This is a genomic window from Roseivirga misakiensis (assembly GCF_001747105.1).
GTDB lineage: Bacteria > Bacteroidota > Bacteroidia > Cytophagales > Cyclobacteriaceae > Roseivirga > Roseivirga misakiensis.
On the sequence record NZ_MDGQ01000003.1, the window covers coordinates 1,228,420 to 1,246,024 of the forward strand.

Here is a 17,605-nt window from a genome sequence, read left to right on the forward strand (position 1 = left end):
TCGTCTTCCGTCAATGGCCATAAAAAAAGGGCCAATTTCGAATTTTTGTGACTCGTCTCTTCTCATTTATGAGAAGTTTAGATTGGTTCAACAATCTAAAAATTACCTATTCAGGTAATTACGAGACACTTAGCCGAAACAGCCCTTTTTCTCTATGCTTTCAGTTCTATTTCCTCACCCTGCTTATTATAGAATGTATAATCAGAGAGCCCGAGGGAACTGTCTTTTTCAATTTTTACCCAGGTATGGAATTTTCTATACCACTGCCACCTTTTTGAGAAGATGCCTTGTGTAAAATATGCTTGTAAGAAAGGGTGAACAGCAATGGTTACTCCTTTCTCATTTTGAGTACTTAAAATGTATTCCATGTTCTTCTCGATTTGATCAGAAACAAGGATTGTTGCACTTACTTTACCAGTACCTCCACAAGTAGGGCAAACCTCTCGTGTAGCGATACTCAATTCAGGCCTGACACGCTGACGCGTGATTTGCATTAAACCGAATTTTGTAAGTGGGAGTATCGTGTTTTTAGCACGATCTTCAGACATGATTTCACGCATGAATTGATAAAGCTGCTTTTTGTTTTCAGCTTTTCTCATATCTATGAAATCAATGACGATGATACCGCCCATATCTCGCAACCTGAGTTGACGAGCTACTTCTTTGGCAGCCTCCATATTGACCATCATCGCTGTGGCTTCTTGATCTTCGCCAGCATTGGATTTGTTTCCACTGTTGACGTCAATTACGTGAAGCGCTTCAGTATGCTCAATGATCAAATAGCCACCTTTCGGTAAACTGACAGATTTGCCAAATAATGACTTCATCTGCTTTTCTATGCCGAATGATTCGAAGATCTTAGCCTTACCATTGTAGAGTTTGGCTATTTTCTCCTTTTCTGGAGCGATTTTCTGAATGAAGCTTTTTATCTCTTCATGGATTTCCTTGTCGTCTGATACAACACTGTCGAAAGACTCATTTAAGATATCTCTTAACAAGGAAGAAGCTCTGCTTACCTCACCGATTACCTTATCTCTTGGGTTTAGTTGATGGAGTCTTTTCATTCCATCGATCCAAGTGTCGTGAAGGTTCCGGAGGTCTTTATCGAGTTCGCCTACGTTTTTTGTTTTCGCAACCGTTCTGATAATTACGCCAAAATTCTCTGGCTTGATAGACGATATAAGACGCAATAATCTTTTGCGCTCTTCACCATCCGTTATTTTTTTCGAAACGTTAATAGCATTTGAAAAAGGCACTAAAACCATGTAGCGCCCCGCTATTGATAACTCACAAGTGAGTCGCGGCCCTTTTGTAGAAATCGGTTCTTTGACAACCTGAACAAGTATCTTTTGTCCCTTTGTCAAGACTTGGCTCATTTTGCCAAGCTTATTAATGTCATTCTCGTTCTTGAATTTACCTAGGCCACCAGTATTGTGTTTGTTGGTTAGCGCCTGCTTGGTATACTTGTTAAGCGACTTTATCTGCGGACCAAGGTCCAAATAATGCAGAAAAGCATCTTTTTCGTATCCAATATCAACGAACGCGGCATTTAAGCCAGGTACAATTTTCTTTACTGTACCAAGATATATGTCACCGACTTTGAACTTACTTTCATCATTGTCGTGATGAAATTCGACTAAGTTCTTGTTTTTAAGAAGGGCTATACGACATCCACTTTGAGTTGAATTGATAATTAATTCATTACTCAATGGGATAATATTTTATGTGAAAAAAGAACTAAAAAATGTGTATAGCACATAAGAAGAAGCTAAAATTACTTCTTCTTATGTCTGTTCTTTCTTAGTCTTTTCTTTCTCTTGTGAGTAGAGATCTTATGTCTTTTTCTTTTTTTACCGCAAGGCATAACAATAATTTTTTAATGTTCTAATTAATTCTTTCGAGGTACTCGTCAGCAGCCGTTAAAGTCTGCTCATTTGCACCTAATTCTTTTACTTTATTGAACTGTGTCTTTGCTTTGACCATTTGGCCAGTTTCATAATAAGCCACACCCAAAAAGAAATTTCCTTCAATATGCTGAGGGTAGTTTTCTACCAGTGTCTCAAACCGATCAGCTGCATTTTCAAACTGACTGGTATTGATGGACATAAATCCCATGCTCAGAAGTGTTTTGAGGTTCTTTGGGTCTTTATCCAAAATTCCTCTCAACATCATGATTCCTTGCATCGGGTTCGATGAACCAATGACATAGGTCATACCAATGTCATGTTGTGCATCTAGATCGTCAGGTCTCTGAGCTAAAACTTTCTCGTAAACCTTTCTGGTCTTTTGTCCCAGCAAACGGATTTTTTGCTCATCCAAAGCAAAACTAAAGGCTTCGTAATAAGCTTCACCAGCCTTCTGCCAGTGATCAATTTCATCAAATTTTATAGCGTATAGTTCTGCGTAATGTGCAGCACTATCGTATTTATTGATTTCCATAAACACAGCCATCAACGAGTCTAGAGACGCCGGTTCTAGCTGTATTTCATTATTTTCAAATAACCTGTCTTTCCAAAAACTGATACGATCAGCAAATGCTTCTGGAATTTCAGTACTGTGATCCACGATACCTCCTGGAACACTATCGTCAATGAACGCTGACTCCTCAAGTTTACTATTGTTGATCACTACTTTCGGTAGGCTATAAAGGCCTACAGTCAATAGAATGGCAACAGCAGTAAGTATTACCTGAGATTTATTCATAAAGCCAAACAGGCTTAAGTTTAACTATTAGCAGTTTTTACTTTATCGCTGCTTTTTACTTGTTCGATGAAAACCTTTGAAGGTTTAAAACTAGGAACATAGTGTTCGTCGATCACGATCGCTGTGTTCTTAGATATATTTCTCGCAATTTTCTTAGCTCTCTTCTTATTAACGAAGCTTCCAAATCCCCTCACGTAAATGTTTTCTCCTTCTGCCATTGAGTCTTTCACTACTGCAAAAAGAGTCTCAACAGTTGTAGTAACATCAGACCTGTCAATGCCTGTTTTGTCGGCTATCTGATTGATAACATCTGCTTTAGTCACTGTATCTTATATTTTTAGGTTGATAATATTGTGTAAAAAACTAATTCCCAGTTATTTTGGCCTGCAAAATTAAGCGTTCGGCCCTAATTAAAAAACGTATTCAATAAAAAAGTTAAAGGGCAAGCCTACAACACTTTAAAGATTCAACACAAAACGCATTGGAAAGCGAAATATTTGTAAATCAATTAATTGACTGGTATCGTCATCAAAAACGTGATTTACCATGGCGACATTCTAAAGACCCATACAAGATTTGGCTTTCGGAAATAATACTCCAGCAAACACGTGTAGCACAGGGCATGCCTTACTACCTGCGGTTTGTAGAAAAGTATCCTTCGGTTGAAGATTTAGCCAATGCTTCGGAGGCAGAAGTATTACGATTGTGGCAAGGTTTGGGCTATTATTCCAGGGCGAGAAACCTTCACGCCTGCGCGAAGACTGTCGCGTCGGATTATGAAGGAAAGTTTCCTAGCACTTTTGAGGAATTATTAAAATTGAAAGGTATTGGTAGGTATACTGCTGCCGCTATTGCTTCTATCGCCTTTGATCAACCGAATGCCGTAGTAGACGGCAATGTTTACCGTGTTTTGAGCCGTGTTTTCGGTATTTCGGATGATATCGCCGATTCGAAAACACTAAGAATTTTTGAAAAGAAGGCCAATCAACTCATCCAAGGACAAAAACCTGGTGAGTTTAATCAGGCAATTATGGATTTTGGCGCAATTCAGTGTACCCCAAGAAGCCCATCGTGTGCCATTTGTCCGATGACAGCGTATTGCTATGCTTTCAATCAGGGAAAACAAGATGCGCTACCTGTGAAATCAAAAAAGGTAAAGGTTAGAAATCGCTATTTCTACTATTTCGTCTATGAGCATGCCGATCGCGTTTTGATGAGGGAACGTGGGCCAAAAGATATTTGGCAAGGGTTATTCGACTTCGAAATGATAGAGTCAAGCAACCCAAAAGAGCAAGAAGAGGTCTTTTCGGCTATTTCAGCCCGTGATTCGTTTACAGTTGTAGATTATTCGGAAGAGGTGAAACATGTCTTAACGCATCAGAGAATTTTCACAAGATTCCTTAGGGTTCAGGTCAATGATTTGGGTAACTTTGAGGCCTTAGCAGAGAGTAGAAATTTGAGGCCTTATCAATTGGAAGAAGTTCAAGAATTACCGAAGCCGATTCTCATTCAAAACTATTTGAAGCAAGAGTTTTTTTAGTTAGATTCATTGCACTAATCAGCATTTTAAGCGCAAAGTATGGCAGGAGTAAATAAAGTGATCTTAGTAGGTAACTTGGGCAAAGACCCAGAGGTTCGTCACTTAGATAATGGTAGAGCGGTAGCGAATTTTTCTCTGGCTACCAGCGAAACCTACAAGAATAAAGCGGGAGAGAAAGTAACAAATACGGAATGGCACAATGTGGTGCTGTGGACGCCGCTTGCAGAAATTGCTGAAAGGTTTTTGAAAAAAGGTGGTCAAGTATATATCGAAGGAAAACTTACCACTCGATCTTGGGATGACCAAGAAGGCAATAAACGATATACTACGGAAGTAGTTGGTCGTGAATTGACGCTGCTTGGAAGAGCAGAAGGTGGCGGTGGAGCACCACAAAATAGTGGAATGGCAAACACACCAGCCGAAAGTCCCGTATCAACTATACCGGAAGACGATACAGACGACTTACCATTCTAATGTTGGATTAAAGCGTACAATTTGGACTTACCCTCAGACGACCCCGAGCCTAGTTTAGCGCTCCTTTCTCAATTCGTAGAACTACCCTTTTCATATTGGTTAGTCAATAGTATTGCCTTTGTCTTACTGATTTTGGCCTCGGCGCTTATTTCCGGTTCAGAAGTCGCTTTCTTCTCTTTGGATCGTGAGCAAATGAAGGAGTTTGATAAAGATGGTTCTGCTTCAGGAAATGCGATAATCAGGCTTTTACAGCGAAAGAGATACCTTTTGGCCACCATATTAATCATGAATAACTTGATTAATATCGCCATAGTAACCCTTTCCACTTTCTTTACATGGAGCCTCGTGGGTACCAAGAGTACAGAGGGTAAAGTAATCGTTACCCTATCCATTATCGTCACATTTATTATTCTGTTTTTTGGGGAAGTCGTTCCAAAAAACTTCGCAAATCAGCATAATATTAAGTTTGCTCGAGCAACTGCACGCGTCTTACTATTACTTGAAAGGCTCCTTAGGCCATTTTCGTTTCTATTGATATCAGTCACCAACGTGATAGAAAAAAATGTAGAACGAAAGGGACATGATATTACCGTCGATGGACTGAATCAAGCGTTGGAAATGACGACTGACGAAAATACCTCTGAAGAAGAAAAAGGTATTCTCAAAGGGATAGTGAATTTCAGCACGTTAACGGTCAAGCAAGTCATGAAATCCCGCATGGATATTACGGCGGTTGAAAATGACCTAGACTTCCATGAATTGATGGATAAGATTAATAAGTGCGGATTTTCGCGCATACCAGTCTATAAAGAAACGATCGATAAGATCGAAGGAATTCTCTACATCAAGGACTTAATATCGCATATCGAGAAAGAGGAAGACTTTGCATGGCAAGAGCTAGTACGCCCTGGCATGTTTGTTCCAGAAAATAAAAAGGCCGATTCTTTACTGAAGGATTTTCAAGCACAGCGGGTACACATGGCTATTGTGGTGGATGAATATGGGGGCACTTCCGGACTCATTACCATGGAAGATATTATTGAGGAAATCGTAGGAGAAATCAATGATGAGTTCGACGATGAAGATGTCGCCTACAATAAACTAGATAACTCCACGTATATATTCGAAGGAAAAACGTCTTTGAACGACTTCTGTAAGATTGTTGGTGTAGAACCGGTTTTATTCGATGAGGTAAAAGGTGAGAGTGAATCCCTCGGAGGGCTCTTGCTCGAAATAAATGAAAAGCTGCCAAGAGCAGGTGAAAAGATCACTTTTGAGAACTTTCTTTTTACGATCGTTGCCGTTGATCCAAGGCGTATCAAAAGAATTAGGGTATTGATTAAACCCCTCAGTTGATTTGAGAAAAAGAAGCGTATACATTCTGCAATGCTTGATTTTGACGCTTGTTGTATTGTCATCTTGCGAAGAAGTTTACTTACCAAAACCAAAGGGATACAATCGCATCGATTTGCCAAACCCTGCTTATCAAGCGTTGCCTGATACATTTCCTTATCAATTCGATTATTCTACCTACGCTGAACTCTTGGGTGACTCCAACAAACGTGCAGATCGGTATTGGTCCAATCTTTATTATCCCGATTTTGATGCGTTAGTTCAGATAACTTACAAAGACCTCACGCAAGACGAAAATGATGTGGGTAAGCTTTTAAATGAGTCATTTGCCTTAACAATGAAACACGACCAAAGGGCTTATGGCATTGATGAGAGCCTGATAAAAATACCCAATAATCAAGTAGCCAGTGTCACAAAATTGGAAGGGGAAGTACCAACGCAATTGCAGTTTTTTACCTCCGATTCTACCCGACATTTCTTTAGAGGAGCACTATACTTTAATACAGCCACTAAAAATGACTCGCTTCAACCGATAATTGATTTTATCACCGAAGATGTCCTATACATGCTCAACTCTTTTGAGTGGAGGTATTAAAGTAACTCTTCTAGCCTTTAATTGGCACTATATCGAGTGCTAAATCGGCGAATTTCTCTTTTTTCAATTAGTTTTAAGCATGTCCTCATTCTTCAACACCAGTATTGAGTTTTTGAAAGGTGTAGGGCCGCAGAAAGCGGCACTTATTGGGGCTGAATTGTCCCTTTTTACCTACGGAGACTTAGTGCAGCACTACCCTTTTAGGTATGAGGACAGGACCAAATTCTATAAAGCGACGGAAGTCACTGGCGACCTCCCTTTTGTTCAAATTAAAGGCCGAATCACCAAGTTAGATACCATCGGAGAACTGAGAAAAAAACGTTTGGTTGCTCGGTTTTCTGATGATACCGGCCATATAGAGCTTGTTTGGTTTAAAGGAATTCCCTGGGTGAGTAAAAAATTGAAACTTGGGGTAGATTATGTTGTCTACGGGAAGCCGGCTGCTTTTGGGAGAAAAGTTAATATTGCCCACCCTGAAATTGAGGTATTGACAACTCAAAATGATAAGGCAGCTTTTCTTCAACCAGTTTATCATACCTCTGAAAAAATGAAGGCTAAATTCTTGGATAGTCGAGCTATGTCCAAGTTAATCAGGCAAGTCATGGTGCTCGCGGAGCGCCACATCAATGAAACACTTCCACAAAAACTGACCGATCAGTTTAGCCTCATCGAAAAGAAGTTTGCCTTATGGCATATACATTTTCCCTCAAACACGGAATTACTTCAAAAAGCACAATTCAGACTGAAGTTTGAGGAGCTTTTCTTCATTCAGCTCAGGTTATTGAAGCTTAAAATCTCGAGAATCGATAAGTTTCGAGGTCAAATTTTCAATGACTCGGCCCTACTTACCTCTTTTTATAACGATCATTTGCCCTTTGATCTAACGAATGCCCAAAAGCGAGTCATTAAGGAAATCTACTTCGATATGAAGTCAGGAAAACAAATGAATCGCTTATTGCAAGGAGATGTTGGTTCGGGAAAAACGATAGTTGGGTTCATTTGTATGCTTTTGGTGGTAGGTTCTGGTAGCCAAGCTTCTATGATGGCACCTACGGAGATTTTGGCAGCGCAACACTACGAAGGACTGAAAGAATACGCTGATAAGCTTGGCTTGGGCATTGCCAAACTGACTGGTTCGACTAAAACGAAAGAACGCCGGATTATTCACGAAGGCCTTCGTTCGGGCGAGATCAAAATTCTTGTCGGTACGCACGCTTTGATTGAAGACACAGTCCAATTCAAGAATTTAGGCCTAGCGATAATTGATGAGCAACACCGATTTGGTGTCGCACAACGCGCCAAACTTTGGAATAAGAATACGTCGGTTTATCCGCACATTCTGGTGATGACCGCAACACCGATTCCAAGAACTCTAGCCATGACGCTCTATGGGGATTTGGATGTTTCAGTGATCGATGAAATGCCTGCAGGCCGAAAACCGATCAAAACAATGCATCAGTACGATGCAAAACGACTGGAAGTATTCGGTTTTATGAAGCGAGAAATTGCCAAAGGCCGACAGATCTATGTGGTATACCCGTTAATTGAAGAATCGTCGAAACTGGACTTGAAAGACCTAATGGACGGCTATGAAAGCATAGCAAGGGCTTTCCCAGAAAACCATATTAGTATAGTGCATGGCAAAATGAAGCCGAAGGACAAAGATTTTGAGATGCAGCGCTTTGTAAATCACGAAACGCAATTAATGGTGGCTACTACTGTGATTGAAGTCGGGGTAAATGTGCCAAATGCCTCTGTTATGGTGATCGAAAATGCAGAACGTTTCGGCTTAGCCCAACTCCATCAGCTTAGGGGTCGAGTTGGTCGTGGGGCAGATCAGTCATATTGTGTACTTATGACGGATTATAAACTGAGTAAAGAGGCTAGAACGAGGATTGAAACTATGGTCAAAACCAATAATGGCTTTGAAATTGCCGATGTGGACTTAAAACTTAGGGGCCCCGGCGATATAACGGGTACCCAGCAAAGTGGTGTTTTAGACCTACTGATCGCTGATATAGCTGCTGATAGTAAAATTCTCCAAATTGCCAGAAATGCAGCGAGTGATTTGCTAGATGAAGACCCAGAATTGACAAACCCTGAGAATGCAAATATTCAAAGGCACATTCAATCTCTAAGAAAAACTACGGTGAACTGGGGTAGAATTTCATAGAGGTTCCCTAGAACCTCCAGAGGTAAGAAGCCTTGAAAAAGAATCCACTAAACGTCTGTAGATAGTTATCCGATGGCACATAAGACTGTCCGTCCCATTCCGTTCTTTCCAGTACCGTACTATAGCCTAAATGCACTACAGTGCCAGGGATATAGGTAAATGAAGCCAAGAAATTAGGGCTCCAGACTTTCGATAAGCTATTGTATTGGCCAATGGCCCTAAAGAATAAATACTGATTGGCCTGATATACTAAACGCCCACGAACAATATGTAAGTCATAATATTTGGCATCGGTGTTTTCACTGAATAGTGAAACGAAATTGTGAGCGACTTGAACGTTTAATTTGTCCGAAGCCTGATAATCTACGGAATTTCTAATGCGCTTTCCATAACCCTGCTCTGCTGATTGGTAAAAGATGCCATTATCCCAATCGTAACTTGTGCTGATCCGAAGCCTCTTGTTCAATTGTGACCTCGCCGATAGGCTGATGGAGCCGTCTTTAAACTCTACACCTTGGAAAATTTCGGTAGATCTGTCCGCGGAAATACTAAGCCTAGTATTCTTGGGTAGGTTTGCAGCAATCGATCCGTATAGTACACTTTCATTTAACCCACTTGGTTTGTCTTTCGTCAATGACCCATAAAGGGTAAAATCCCAGCGTTGAACAAGGTTTTCTTTTTTTGGAAACAGCTTCGGGTTCACTGATCCAGATATTCTAGAAATTCCCGTTCGGGTAACGAATCCTACCTGAGACTGAAAATCTTCGGCTATGTCTTCGATCGTAAAGTTTCCGTTAAACGTTCGCGTATTTCTCGAAATCCTTAGCGACATGGAGTTGTTGCTGTTGGACGCACTGTTTTTATCCGCTTTTGTAACTGAGTTCAGAAAATTTCCACTGACTACATTCGCTTCATTAAATCTATATTGTCCATCGACGCCCATAACGGTATTGTACCCTCCGTTTCTAGCTCTATGCGTGCCGATCATGCCCAGATAACTGTCTTGTTTAAATGAACGCATATAACGCAAAATCCCTACATCTGCAGTTTCATCTTCTGCATAGTCTGCTAAAGATTGATCTGCTCTGTCAAGGGCATATATGGTGGAAATGATATTCTTATCACCGATTTTCCCAGTCAGTTTAGTGGCTGTTCTGGGCGATACAATTGTCCTGGTATTAACGACTTGTCTGACAGGAGAAAACATGGACGTTCCTGCAAAATTGAAGTTCTGACTTCCTTCAAGGAAAAACGGCCTACGTTCAGGGTAATTGACCGCAAAACGTTGGTTTACCTCCACTTGTTGAGCATCGGACTCTATTTGACTGAAGTCGGGGTTCAGCGTAGCATCTAAAACCAGCTCGGAAGTAATGCCGACTTTAGCCGTAAGACTAGGCTCAAAATTATCGCTCCTTACATCCTGTCCGTTTTCTTGCGTGGTGCTATTACTGTAGGTAATCGCAGGTAAAAGCTCTAATAGGGTATATTTTCTAACGCCAGAATAGTTTAGTGGCATCATTTGCGTGAGAAAAGCAAAACCCTTTTCAGGGTCTAGTGCTGGGTAGGAAACTTGCGTAGAAAGTCTGGAAATTCGGCGCTCGAAAATCACGCCCATTTCTACATCTCCATCGTCATCACTATAGCGAATACTTTTAAACGGAATCTTCATTTCCACGCTATATCCTTCCTCATCGATTTTGGCAGCACTATACCAAATAAGGTCCACACCAATGTCTTCCGCGCCAGCGGCAAATTGCGTGTCCATTTGAATGCCACTTGGGTTTACATATAGCCCCAAAAGTGACTGCCCGCCATTAAAAGTATCGAGGTTTATGCATATCCAGTCATCTGCCCTAATTCGATCTCGCGCAGCGATAGAAGTTTTTATTTTATCAGGTTCGTCAAAGCACTTAATGGCGAAGTACAGGTTTTCCTCATCGTGTGCCACATACGCTATAGTTTTGAATGGGATATCTTGACTAAAGTCAGGAACGAATGTTTTAAACCCGGTAACTGATGGGCTGTTTTTCCAAACATCGTCGTCCAGAATGCCATCAATGATCGGTGCTTCGTCGGTATTAAATGATTTGACCTGAGCGTATCCAGACAGCGAGAAAAGTATCATGATCGCCGAAAGGAAGAGTTTTGAGTATTGCTTCAACCTCTAAAAATTTAGGTAAAATTAACTTTATGAAATGAAAAAAGGTAACCACTTATATATTTCGTTTAGGGCAGTCATAATTCTCTCCTTTAGAAATGTGTTTATCTTTATTTCCTTGAAAAGCATATGTCTATGAAGCACCTATTTATCGTTTTATCATTGTTTTTGCCTTTAGCACTAGTAGGTCAAAATTTAGAGATTACTTACATAGCAAATGAAGGAGTGCTGATCGCCAATAACAATCAAAAGGTGCTTATCGATGCGTTATTCGACGATTTCTATAAACAATACTCCAGCCCAAGTGAGAAAGTAGTGACCAGTATGATGGCATCAGAAAACCCATTTGAGCAAGTCAAAGTGGTTTTGACAACGCATATGCATCGAGATCACTTTGAGGCAAACATTACTGGTGAGTTCTTAAAGGAGCATCAAGAATCGAGATTCTTAAGTTCAAATCAGGTTCGGGACGAGCTTAAGGCTAAGTACGTGGATTTTTCGAGTATTCAGGGTAGAGTAAAAGCCTATGTTAGAGGTGTTCATACTTTAAAAGATGAAATTAATGGGGTTACTGTTTATTCCTTCTTCATTTATCATGCTGGTGGCGAAAGAACAAGAAGCATTGAAAACATGGGGTTCATTGTGGAGGTAGGAGATAAAAGGGTATTGCATTTAGGAGACTCGGATATGAATCCTGATCGGTTTAAAGAAGTCGATTTAGCGAAATATGAAATTGATGTGGCTTTGGTGCCTTATTGGTATATGACCAGCGATGCAGGAATTGATATCATCAATAATTCTATCAAAGCCAAACAGCTAATCGGTATTCATTACCCTAAGGCACCTTCTAAAACGGCGTTAGAGCAGATAGAAAAGAACTATCCTCAGGCGAAAGTTTTCCAAAAGGCCATGGAAACCTTTATCTCAAATTGATTGGGCAAATTACTCCCCGTCGAACCACTGCTTGAAGGCGTTTACCTTTTCACGACTTACAATAATCTCGCGATCGAAATCTTGGTTTAAGATGATCTTTAAGCGACTGTTTGAATAGACGAGTACGTCTTTGATCGCATTTATTTCAATGATAAAGGTTCTATTGACGCGAAAGAACTTTTTAGGGTCGAGCATTTCCTCCAAAGTCTCCAATTTGTAGTCAATAATCAGCCTTCTCTTTTGATCGGTTACTATGTAAGCATTTCGACCTTCTGCATAAAATAGTTCAATCTGATCGGTCGTCACTGACTTTATGTGTTCGCCAATTTTCACCATAAAACGAGTCTTATACTCTCTTTTACTCAGCATTTGTAAGGCGCTTTGCAAATCAATCACTGAACTTGCCTCAGATTGTCCAGGTTCTGAGAGTTTCGTTTTTAGGTTCTTAAACTTATCTAAACTATCGGTGAGGGCCTCAAAAGTGATTGGTTTCAGGAGGTAATCTATACCGTTAGCCTTGAAGGCTTCAATGGCGTATTCGTTAAAGGCGGTTGTAAATATGACTGGAATATCCAGAGAGACTTCTTTAAAGATGTCAAAGCTAAGGCCATCGGTAAGCTGGATATCCATCAAAAGAAGGTCAGCGTTTCCATCTGTTTGAACCCAATTCACGGTTTCCTTTACACTCATAGCACGCCCAACGATGGTAATATTTTCATCGTATCGATGTAAAAAACGCTCTATTTTTTCAGCAGCAGGGATTTCATCTTCTATAATAAAGACTCTCATAGGTTATCGTTAATCTCAAGTATTGGCATCTTTATAAATACATCGCCATAAGCTTTAATCTGTATTACAGGTTTATCTGTAAAAAAGGCGAAGGTTTCATGCAGGTTCTGAAAACGGTTTTTAATGTACTTATTATTGCTCAGTTTGTCATTCCCTTTGTGTTGAACCACCACATAATCGTCTTCTCCGGCACAGTCGATGATGATGTTCATGGGTTGCCAAGGTGAAATAATACTACCATTGATCATGCAGTCCAAAACCATAGGAATGGTGTTTGGCACCAGGTATTTACTAGACGTTTGAACCTCGTTTTTGATAGTAAGTGTGACTTGATCAGGGAATTTTTCTTTGAATAAGTAAACGAGATTTTTTGCGGCCCTAAGTTCGTCCTCCAAGGCAACGACTTCTTTCTTTCTATTATCTAGAATATACCGATAGACTAGGGCCAAGCGATCGACAAAATCTTCGGCAGAATTCAGGTTATGGTGGACTAAGGAAATCAGTGTTTCTAAACTCTGAAATAAGAGGTCTGGGTTAATCTCGTTGTTGAAAATTTCTAACTGGTGCTCAAGGTTTTGCCGCTTTAAGTCTTCCTTCTTTAATTCAGATTCATTTTTAATCGAGAGTAAGTGAATACTTAAAAAGAAGAGGGTATAAAACATGGCATTTATGCCGTATATCGTCGTGATTTTGTAGAGTATGGAGGAGAAGGTAGAAAAGTATTCTGCTTCTTCGATTTCCCGATAATAACCGTAAACGATCAAGTAGGTTACTACCGACCCTATCACTAAACTGCCGACGAATAGATAAATAATGTTGACAGTTTTTCGAAGGTTTTCCTGAACTCTTCTTTCAAAAATTACGATAAGTAATCGAACGGACTCTGCTACCATATAGGCCAAAACGATGCATAAAAGCAACTCATTGGTCAATACCGTTTCGCTTAATTGCCCTAAGCTATTGTTGATCAATAGGATCAGAAAATACATCATAATCCCATAAACCGAAGGGACTAAGAGTCTAAAGAGTGGCTGGTTGAGGAGGTTCTTCTTCATGCGTTGATCATTGGGAGTTTTACTTCGAAATAATCATTGTCTATCAGCTGCACTTCTTGCGCTGTAAAGAAGGAATAACGCTTCCTTATATTGTCCAAACCTACTCTGTGGCTTGCTGTTTTTGATGGGGTTCCGGTTTTATTGTTAAGGACGATGATCTCTTCATCGGTCGCCCTGATATTAATCTTTAAGGGGTTGTCGTTACTGACAATGTTGTGTTTTACGGCATTTTCAACCAATAGCTGTAAGGTCAGTGGTGGAATACTTCTATCTAAATACTCGTGATTAATTTCGATTTTCAGATCAACAGCCGTTGCGTAACGAATATTCAGTAAGTAACCGTAATCTTTCAAAGCTTCGATCTCCTCACTCAGACTGACCACCGTTGTTTCCTTGGTATACAAGACATAATTGAAGGTATCGGCTAGGTTTCTGATAAAGTTTTCGGCCACATGGGGATCGCGATAGACTAGCGAAGAGATCGTGTTCATACTGTTGAACAAATAATGTGGACTTAATTGACTTTTTAAGGCCTCGAATTGCAGTTCGAGTTGTTTCCTTTCGGATCTCAACTTTCTTATTTGGCCTACCGAATATTCATTGTAGCTGAAGGTGTTAAATTCTACCAGCGTGAGCACGAACATGGTTAAGAATGACAGCACAATTAGTTTGATTTCAATTTGCCTGATGAACATGTCCTCAGGGAACATTTCATAATTGATAACGCCAGTAATGTTGGCAAGCCAACCCATTAAAATCAATAAGCTGCCAAGAAAGAGGAAGTCAAGAAATAGGCCTGTTGAAAATCGGCTTAGAATACTTTTTCGCCAAGGGAGTTTCTGATTGAGCCAACGGTTAATAGCATAAATACCGAAGCCTGAAATAATAGAAATTATAATGGTAAAGGCGTATAGATTAAAATCCTGAATTAAGTTCGGAAGCGAATCAAATTCTGCATAGTACAGATAGAATAAGAAAAGGAGCCCGACTATAATAAACAGGGGTAACCTCAGCAACTTCGACATGGATTAGCGAGTTTGTATGAAGATAAGAAAAAAGTGATGCCCATGGACATAGGCATCACTTCTGGATAGAAAACATTAGTCTATGCAACGTGCTACTCTTCCGTAGTACGTGTCATTCTTAATTTGTCTCGCTACTTTTTTAAATTCTTTTTTAACCTCTTCATCGCCATCAGCTACAGCGTCGCAGGCACGTTTTAGCACTTCAGATTTGTAGTAATCGTTTCCGATTGAAGCCGTAGTTTTTAGGGCACTAATCAAGTGTACTTTTTTCAACTCTCGCTGATCGAGAATCTTTTTAAGGATATTCACTTTGTAGTGGTCAGAGTCAATATCTGCTACACGATCTAGCACTTTTGCATAATCGGAATCACTTAAATCTTGGCCTCTTAAAATTTCTGTTAAGATTTGGCTGGCATAGTTGTCCGACTTCATGTCTTCAACCGTACCTAAAATTGAATCGAAATACTTTTCAGAAACGTCTCGGTTTTCGAATAAGTCTTTCACGATCATGTTCTTGTAGTGATCGTTATTCATGTACTTTAATTTTTCCATGATCGCCTCCACCACTTTGTCGGAAACTTCTCTGTTGTTTAACATAGAACGGAAAGTCTCTGTTACGTAGTGGTCATTTCCAATGTTAGAAACAGCACCCATTAAATTTTCGAAGGCCTTATCTGACAAGTTTGGACGATCCAAAGCTTCTTTTAGAACTGTAGTAGCGTAGTGATCATTTCTGATGTCAGCTGCCGACTTCACAATCTCATTGATCAAGTTGTCGTTCAAATCTCTTCTATCTAAAAGGTCTTTGTACACACTTACCTTGTAATGATCGTTGCCCATTTGATCGGCTGCCTGTAAAACTCTGATAGTAGCAGTTTCACTAAGGTCTTCTCTCATGGCTTCTTTTAGAATCTGTGAGATGTAATGATCGTTTTTCATTCGTCTAGTGGCTGCCAAAAAGGCTTCTGTAGACTTTTCTGTCTTCAAGAATTTGTCACTGTGATCTTTGAAAACTTCAGAGATGTAGTGATCGTTGCTCAATTCTCTTGGAACATACGCCGCTACTTTTTCAAGCTCGCTGTCAGTTAAATCTCTGTTCCCAATTAATAATTTGAGGTATATATGGCTTACGTGATCATTTTTGATTTCACTTATTTCGTCCAAAACAGCGTTTAGCCCACCTTTTTTGTAGAATCTATCAATTCTAGCATCAGCACCGATAGCAGTCGTTCTGATTACTTGAATTAACATATCAGCCAGGAACTCTTCAGCTTCTTTGTCCCACTCTTGAACTCTACGGCCTACGCGGTACTCGTAAGAAATGGTACCATCAGAATTTGGCTCAGCAAGAATTTCTCTTCGTTTTCCGAAAGAAGTCTTTCTAAAAAACATATAACCTCTTCTGGAAATAGACTTAATGGCTTTATCGTCATCCGTAAACTCTATATCACCTTCATATTCAACATTGAGGCTTTGTGAGCCAGACTTGTAAGTATAGCTTGATGATCCGTTTTTGACCGAAACGGTTGTTGAGTTACGCTGTGCCTTCGCCTCTTGTGCAATCATGAAAAGGGCCAAAAATGCGATGGCAATTCCCATAATAATGCTTCTGTTTTTTATTTTCTGAGCTTTCATAATGTCATTCTTTTGTTTAGTGTTTTCCTGCTGAGCGGGCGACCAACCCGCTACAGGAACACTTGAGTTTTTGATCTTTGATAAATCTGCTTTGTTGTTTTGACAGATCTACAATACAATGATCATAAGATTACAAACAACAAAAAACCATTGTGCAATGAACTGTCAGGTTTCTGGACTGAACTGTAGAAAGTCTGTTAGTTTCTGTTTTTCGACTAAAAGCTAGAAGGGCAATTTCGCTAGATCTACGTTTCCTCCGGTGAGTATTACCCCCACCTTTTTGCCCTGAAAAGGGGCTCTGTATTTGAGTAATGCAGCAACAGGAACGGCACAGGAAGGCTCTATTATGATTTTCATACGCTCCCAAATCAAGCGCATGGCTTCGACGATCTCTTCGTCGGTAACCACTAAAATGTCTTTAACAAGTGGTTTTATGATCCCGAAGTTTTTGTATCCCATGCTGGCCAAAAGGCCATCGGCAATAGATGAGGGCTTATCCACTTTCGTAATTTCTCCTGCCTGCATTGAAAGATAGGTGTCTTTGGCGCCCTCTGGTTCGCCCGCGTAGACCTCAAGAGTAGGATTCATATAATGGCAACTTAAGGCTGTACCAGCCAAAAGCCCCCCACCACCTACAGGTGCAATGACAATATCTAGGTTAGGGTGATCTTCCAACAACTCTTTAGCACAAGTCGCTTGGCCTGCGATTACGGTATAGTCATTATATGGTGAAATAAATGTAGCCCCGGTTTCTTGCTGTATTCTTGCTGCATTTTCTTCCCGAGATTGTTGAGTTGGCTCACAAAAAGTGATTTGTGCTCCATAGCCTGCTACAGCTTTCTTTTTTACCTCAGGTGCTGTTTTTGGCATCACAATATAAGCTGGCACTCCAGCCATTTTTGCCGCTAAAGCGATGGCTTGCGCATGATTTCCAGAGCTGTGGGTGACTACTCCGTTTTTCTGCTGTTCTTTCGGCAGTGACATGACGGCATTTACACCGCCACGCGCTTTGAAAGCACCGATTTTTTGAAAGTTTTCGCACTTGAAATAAAGCTCGGCTCCCGCGATTTCATTGACACTTTCCGAAGTTAATACGGGTGTTCTGTGAACAAATGGCGAGATTAAATCGTGCGCAGCTTGAATGTCTTGAAACGAAAGGGGCAAATTCATTT

15 protein-coding genes are annotated in these 17,605 nt (G+C 40.3%); 6 read left to right on the forward strand and 9 right to left on the reverse strand.

Going from position 1 to position 17,605, the window contains the following annotated elements; translation table 11 throughout:
• Window positions 1–152: 152 nt before the first annotated feature.
• The 3 genes from BFP71_RS05610 to BFP71_RS05620 all read right to left on the reverse strand — a co-directional run bounded on the left by BFP71_RS05610 (window position 153) and on the right by BFP71_RS05620 (window position 3,026).
• Window positions 153–1,709 carry an Rne/Rng family ribonuclease gene (locus BFP71_RS05610; protein ID WP_069834445.1) on the reverse strand — a complete coding sequence of 519 codons (1,557 nt, stop codon included), beginning with the start codon at window positions 1,707–1,709 and terminating at the stop codon, window positions 153–155.
• 175 nt (window positions 1,710–1,884) lie between these two features.
• Entirely contained in the window at window positions 1,885–2,703 is an 819-nt protein-coding gene (locus BFP71_RS05615) for a tetratricopeptide repeat protein (protein WP_069834446.1), read from the reverse strand.
• A 20-nt stretch (window positions 2,704–2,723) separates the two neighbouring features.
• Window positions 2,724–3,026 (reverse strand): HU family DNA-binding protein, encoded by a 303-nt coding sequence (locus BFP71_RS05620; RefSeq protein WP_069834447.1) that lies wholly within the window; start codon window positions 3,024–3,026, stop codon window positions 2,724–2,726.
• Between the two features lie 158 nt (window positions 3,027–3,184).
• Here BFP71_RS05620 and mutY point away from each other — a divergent pair, with 158 nt between their 5' ends.
• The 5 genes from mutY to recG all read left to right on the forward strand — a co-directional run bounded on the left by mutY (window position 3,185) and on the right by recG (window position 8,838).
• Window positions 3,185–4,243: an A/G-specific adenine glycosylase gene (mutY, locus tag BFP71_RS05625; protein ID WP_069834448.1), complete on the forward strand. Its 1,059-nt coding sequence runs from the start codon at window positions 3,185–3,187 to the stop codon at window positions 4,241–4,243.
• A 39-nt stretch (window positions 4,244–4,282) separates the two neighbouring features.
• Window positions 4,283–4,717 carry a single-stranded DNA-binding protein gene (locus BFP71_RS05630; RefSeq protein WP_069834449.1) on the forward strand — a complete coding sequence of 145 codons (435 nt, stop codon included), beginning with the start codon at window positions 4,283–4,285 and terminating at the stop codon, window positions 4,715–4,717.
• A gap of 21 nt (window positions 4,718–4,738) precedes the next feature.
• Window positions 4,739–6,073, forward strand: coding sequence for a gliding motility-associated protein GldE (gldE, locus tag BFP71_RS05635; RefSeq protein WP_069834450.1), 1,335 nt, complete (start codon window positions 4,739–4,741; stop codon window positions 6,071–6,073).
• Window position 6,074: 1 nt separating this feature from the next.
• Window positions 6,075–6,665, forward strand: a complete 591-nt coding sequence (gldD, locus tag BFP71_RS05640) for a gliding motility lipoprotein GldD (RefSeq protein WP_245701818.1) — start codon at window positions 6,075–6,077, stop codon at window positions 6,663–6,665.
• Between the two features lie 79 nt (window positions 6,666–6,744).
• Window positions 6,745–8,838 carry an ATP-dependent DNA helicase RecG gene (gene recG, locus BFP71_RS05645; RefSeq protein ID WP_069834451.1) on the forward strand — a complete coding sequence of 698 codons (2,094 nt, stop codon included), beginning with the start codon at window positions 6,745–6,747 and terminating at the stop codon, window positions 8,836–8,838.
• A 7-nt stretch (window positions 8,839–8,845) separates the two neighbouring features.
• On the opposite strand, the gene BFP71_RS05650 is transcribed toward recG, so the two are convergent.
• Window positions 8,846–10,999 (reverse strand): DUF5916 domain-containing protein, encoded by a 2,154-nt coding sequence (locus BFP71_RS05650; protein WP_069834452.1) that lies wholly within the window; start codon window positions 10,997–10,999, stop codon window positions 8,846–8,848.
• Between the two features lie 132 nt (window positions 11,000–11,131).
• Between BFP71_RS05650 and BFP71_RS05655 the strand changes: the two genes are divergently transcribed.
• On the forward strand, window positions 11,132–11,929 hold the full coding sequence (locus BFP71_RS05655) for an MBL fold metallo-hydrolase (RefSeq protein ID WP_069834453.1): 798 nt from the start codon (window positions 11,132–11,134) through the stop codon (window positions 11,927–11,929).
• A gap of 9 nt (window positions 11,930–11,938) precedes the next feature.
• Here BFP71_RS05655 and BFP71_RS05660 read toward each other — a convergent pair whose 3' ends face one another.
• The 5 genes from BFP71_RS05660 to BFP71_RS05680 form a co-directional block, all read right to left on the reverse strand.
• Window positions 11,939–12,718: a LytR/AlgR family response regulator transcription factor gene (locus tag BFP71_RS05660; RefSeq protein ID WP_069834454.1), complete on the reverse strand. Its 780-nt coding sequence runs from the start codon at window positions 12,716–12,718 to the stop codon at window positions 11,939–11,941.
• On the reverse strand, window positions 12,715–13,773 hold the full coding sequence (locus BFP71_RS05665; RefSeq protein WP_069834455.1) for a histidine kinase: 1,059 nt from the start codon (window positions 13,771–13,773) through the stop codon (window positions 12,715–12,717). Before BFP71_RS05665 ends, BFP71_RS05660 begins: the two co-directional genes overlap by 4 nt.
• Window positions 13,770–14,798: a sensor histidine kinase gene (locus BFP71_RS05670; RefSeq protein WP_069834456.1), complete on the reverse strand. Its 1,029-nt coding sequence runs from the start codon at window positions 14,796–14,798 to the stop codon at window positions 13,770–13,772. Before BFP71_RS05670 ends, BFP71_RS05665 begins: the two co-directional genes overlap by 4 nt.
• A gap of 75 nt (window positions 14,799–14,873) precedes the next feature.
• Entirely contained in the window at window positions 14,874–16,433 is a 1,560-nt protein-coding gene (locus BFP71_RS05675; RefSeq protein WP_141719689.1) for a Tim44 domain-containing protein, read from the reverse strand.
• A 222-nt stretch (window positions 16,434–16,655) separates the two neighbouring features.
• Complete coding sequence (locus tag BFP71_RS05680; RefSeq protein ID WP_069834458.1) at window positions 16,656–17,603, reverse strand: pyridoxal-phosphate dependent enzyme; 948 nt, start codon at window positions 17,601–17,603, stop codon at window positions 16,656–16,658.
• Window positions 17,604–17,605 lie beyond the last annotated feature (2 nt).

Excerpts from the sequence above, each read along its gene's own strand:
- recG (WP_069834451.1), top strand. The coding sequence starts at position 6,745 with ATGTCCTCATTCTTCAACACCAGTATTGAGTTTTTGAAAGGTGTAGGG.
- BFP71_RS05630 (WP_069834449.1), top strand. The coding sequence starts at position 4,283 with ATGGCAGGAGTAAATAAAGTGATCTTAGTAGGTAACTTGGGCAAAGAC.
- BFP71_RS05665 (WP_069834455.1), bottom strand. The coding sequence starts at position 13,773 with ATGAAGAAGAACCTCCTCAACCAGCCACTCTTTAGACTCTTAGTCCCT.
- BFP71_RS05615 (WP_069834446.1), bottom strand. The coding sequence starts at position 2,703 with ATGAATAAATCTCAGGTAATACTTACTGCTGTTGCCATTCTATTGACT.
- BFP71_RS05670 (WP_069834456.1), bottom strand. The coding sequence starts at position 14,798 with ATGTCGAAGTTGCTGAGGTTACCCCTGTTTATTATAGTCGGGCTCCTT.
- BFP71_RS05655 (WP_069834453.1), top strand. The coding sequence starts at position 11,132 with ATGAAGCACCTATTTATCGTTTTATCATTGTTTTTGCCTTTAGCACTA.
- BFP71_RS05680 (WP_069834458.1), bottom strand. The coding sequence starts at position 17,603 with ATGAATTTGCCCCTTTCGTTTCAAGACATTCAAGCTGCGCACGATTTA.
- BFP71_RS05675 (WP_141719689.1), bottom strand. The coding sequence starts at position 16,433 with ATGAAAGCTCAGAAAATAAAAAACAGAAGCATTATTATGGGAATTGCC.
- BFP71_RS05660 (WP_069834454.1), bottom strand. The coding sequence starts at position 12,718 with ATGAGAGTCTTTATTATAGAAGATGAAATCCCTGCTGCTGAAAAAATA.